Origin of the sequence: Bradyrhizobium sp. (assembly GCF_016462955.1) — a bacterium.
Taxonomy (GTDB): Bacteria; Pseudomonadota; Alphaproteobacteria; order Rhizobiales; family Xanthobacteraceae; genus Bradyrhizobium.
In genome coordinates, this window is the sequence record NZ_JAEMSD010000698.1 from 1 (window position 1) to 2,859 (window position 2,859).

Annotated in this window: 5 protein-coding genes; 4 read left to right on the forward strand and 1 reads right to left on the reverse strand. The window is 65.5% G+C overall.

The annotated features are described in order from the left end of the window. The 3 genes from JHD07_RS37035 to blaOXA form a co-directional block, all read left to right on the forward strand. Window positions 1-538, forward strand: a 538-nt coding sequence (locus JHD07_RS37035) for a flagellar hook-length control protein FliK (protein WP_291631196.1), incomplete at its 5' end; no start/stop codon positions are given. Then, a complete protein-coding gene (locus JHD07_RS37040; protein ID WP_291631199.1) occupies window positions 535-798 on the forward strand; it encodes an EscU/YscU/HrcU family type III secretion system export apparatus switch protein in 264 nt (87 codons plus the stop codon). The genes JHD07_RS37035 and JHD07_RS37040, both read left to right, overlap by 4 nt. 72 nt (window positions 799-870) lie before the next feature. Further along, on the forward strand, window positions 871-1,689 hold the full coding sequence (blaOXA, locus tag JHD07_RS37045) for a class D beta-lactamase (RefSeq protein ID WP_291631201.1): 819 nt from the start codon (window positions 871-873) through the stop codon (window positions 1,687-1,689). 37 nt (window positions 1,690-1,726) lie between these two features. On the opposite strand, the gene JHD07_RS37050 is transcribed toward blaOXA, so the two are convergent. Then, window positions 1,727-2,128: a DUF4260 domain-containing protein gene (locus JHD07_RS37050; protein ID WP_291631203.1), complete on the reverse strand. Its 402-nt coding sequence runs from the start codon at window positions 2,126-2,128 to the stop codon at window positions 1,727-1,729. 148 nt (window positions 2,129-2,276) lie between these two features. Between JHD07_RS37050 and JHD07_RS37055 the strand changes: the two genes are divergently transcribed. Next, window positions 2,277-2,859 (forward strand): carboxyl transferase domain-containing protein (locus tag JHD07_RS37055; protein ID WP_291631205.1); only part of this gene is annotated, 583 nt, incomplete at its 3' end.

The window sequence follows — 2,859 nt, forward strand, 5'->3', positions numbered from 1 at the left end:
GCAGGCCATCGCCGCGCCATCGCTCGCACCGAACACGCCACTTGCGGCCACGGTCCACCGCCTGCTCGATGATACCGATGCTGCGATCGCGCGGCAGACGCTGTTGCAGATTGCCTCGCTGCCCGATCGCACCGATGCCAGCGGGCACCGCATCGATCCGGCCGTGCCGCAATGGAACTTCGAGATTCCGTTCGCGACGCCGCAGGGCACCGCGATGGCGCAGTTCGAGATCTCGCGCGACGGCGGCAACGAAGCCGCGGATGCTGCCAACACGCGGGCCTGGCGCGCGCGCTTCTCGCTCAACGTCGAGCCGGCCGGTCCCGTGCATGCCTTGATCACGCTGAACGGCGACACGACGTTCGTGCGGATGTGGGCGGAGCGGCCGGCGACCGCGCAGCAGCTGCGCGCCGGAATCGGAGAGCTCAACCAGGCTCTGACCAGGGCCGAGCTCAAGCCCGGCGACATCGTGGTGCGCGATGGCACGCCGCCACAGCCTGCACCGGCCCGCGCCGGACACTTCCTGGATCGGGCGACATGAGCGAGGCGCCCAAGCTAGCGATTGCCCTGCACTACGAGAAGGGCACCAACGCCCCGGTCGTCGTCGCCAAGGGCAGGGGCACGATCGGCGAGAAGATCGTCGAGATCGCCAAGGCCCATGACATCCCGATCGAGGAGAACGAGATCCTGGCCGGGGCGCTGTCCAAGGTCGAGCTGGGCGACGAGATCCCGCCGGATCTCTACAAGGCCGTTGCGGAAGTCCTGGTGTTCGTGCTGCGGCTCTCGGGACGAGGGCGCTAGCGGGCTGTCATCCTTTCACCACGTCGCGACGGCATGGTCGCGGCGCTTTCAACTGTTCAACGGACATCGCCCTTGCTCACCCGTCGTTCCACTCTCGGCCTTCTTGCCGCATCGGCCATCCTGCCGCAGCGCGCGCTGGGCCATGTCGCGCCGCCGCGCAACGAAATCCGCGACAGCCTGGCCAAGCGCTTCACCGATCTCGGCACGTCCGGCACCTTCGTCGGCTACAAGGTCGAGGACTATCTGATCATCGCCAGCGACAAGGATCGTTCGGGCGACGGCAAGCTGCCGGCCTCGACCTTCAAGATTCCTAACTCGCTGATTGCGCTGGAGACTGGCGTCGTCACGGATCCCGACAAGGACGTCTTTGCCTGGGACGGCGTCAAGCGGCCGATCGAAGCCTGGAACAAGGATCACACGCTGCGCAGCGCGATCGCCGTCAGCGCGGTGCCGGTCTATCAGGAGATCGCCCGCCGCATCGGCCAGGAGCGCATGCAAAAATACGTTGACGAGTTCGACTACGGCAATCGCGACATCGGCGGCGGCATCGACCGGTTCTGGCTCACCGGAAATTTGCGCATCGATCCGGTCGAGCAAATCGATTTCGTCGACCGTCTGCGCCGCCGCGCGCTGCCGATCGGCAAGCGCAGCCAGGATCTCGTCGCCGACATCCTGCCGGTGACCAAGGTGGGCGACAGCATCATTCGCGCCAAGTCGGGCCTGCTCGGGGCCGAACGCGGCGAGCCGTCGCTCGGCTGGATGGTCGGCTGGGCCGAGAAGGGCGAGGCACACACCGTGTTCGCGCTCAACATGGATTGCAAAGAGCCGCGCCACGTCGGCGAGCGCATGCCGCTGACGCAGGCCTGCTTGGCTGAGATCGGCGCGATCTGATCCGGATGACGTGATGGCCAACCGCCAAATTCTGAGGTCAGGCGTCCTTCCGGCCGATCCGCCCCAGATGGGTGAAGCCAAACCCGGCCGAATATTTCAGCCCATAGCCCAGCGCCCGGTCGATGCCGATATGGGCGAGCCAGATCAAGGCGATGGACAAGGTCAGCGGTGAGGCGAGGCCGAAGCCCAGTGTCAGCAGGGACACCGGGGCCATGTAGCTGTGGGCGGCGTTGTAGACCATCGCGCCGAACCGGGCATCGGACAGGTATGCCAGGAAGCTCAAATCCGGGACGAAGAAGAGCAGGGCGAACACCAGCCACGAGCCGTCCCAGGCCGCGTAGAGCGCCACCATGCCCACGAAGAGGGTCAGCCCCTCCAGCCGCAGCAGGATATTGACGCCGCCGGTCGCAGCCCCTGTTTCGATCGCTCGGTCGTCCATCTCCGCCTCCAGGCAAAACTTTGTAATTCCTTGCGCTTTCCCGCTGTGGCAAGGCAGCCCTGCGGTGCCGAAAGCAGCTTCCCGGCCTGCAAAATGCCGTGTTAGAACCCCCCGCAAGCGTGGCTTAGTTAAGAACTGGCGGGAGCAAATGAAACACATCCTGGACGCCCTTGAAGATCGTCGTGCCGGTGCCAAGCTCGGCGGCGGGGAGAAGCGCATCGAGGCGCAGCACGCCCGCGGCAAGCTGACCGCGCGCGAGCGCATCGAGCTCCTGCTCGACAAGGGATCGTTCGAGGAATTCGACATGTTCGTCGAGCACCGCTCCACCGAGTTCGGCATGGAGAAGAACAAGATCCCGGGCGACGGCGTCGTCACCGGCTGGGGCACCGTCAACGGCCGCAAGACTTTCGTCTTCGCCAAGGACTTTACCGTGTTCGGCGGCTCGCTGTCCGAGACCCACGCGCTGAAGATCACCAAGCTCCAGGACATGGCGATGAAAGCGAGGGCGCCCATCATCGGCCTCTATGACGCCGGGGGCGCCCGCATCCAGGAAGGCGTCGCCGCGCTCGCCGGCTATTCCTACGTGTTCCGCCGCAACGTGCTGGCCTCCGGCGTGATCCCTCAGATCTCGGTCATCATGGGCCCCTGCGCCGGCGGTGACGTCTATTCGCCTGCCATGACCGACTTCATCTTCATGGTGAAGAACACCAGCTACATGTTCGTCACCGGCC

Excerpts from the sequence above, each read along its gene's own strand:
- JHD07_RS37050 (WP_291631203.1), bottom strand. The coding sequence starts at position 2,128 with ATGGACGACCGAGCGATCGAAACAGGGGCTGCGACCGGCGGCGTCAAT.
- JHD07_RS37040 (WP_291631199.1), top strand. The coding sequence starts at position 535 with ATGAGCGAGGCGCCCAAGCTAGCGATTGCCCTGCACTACGAGAAGGGC.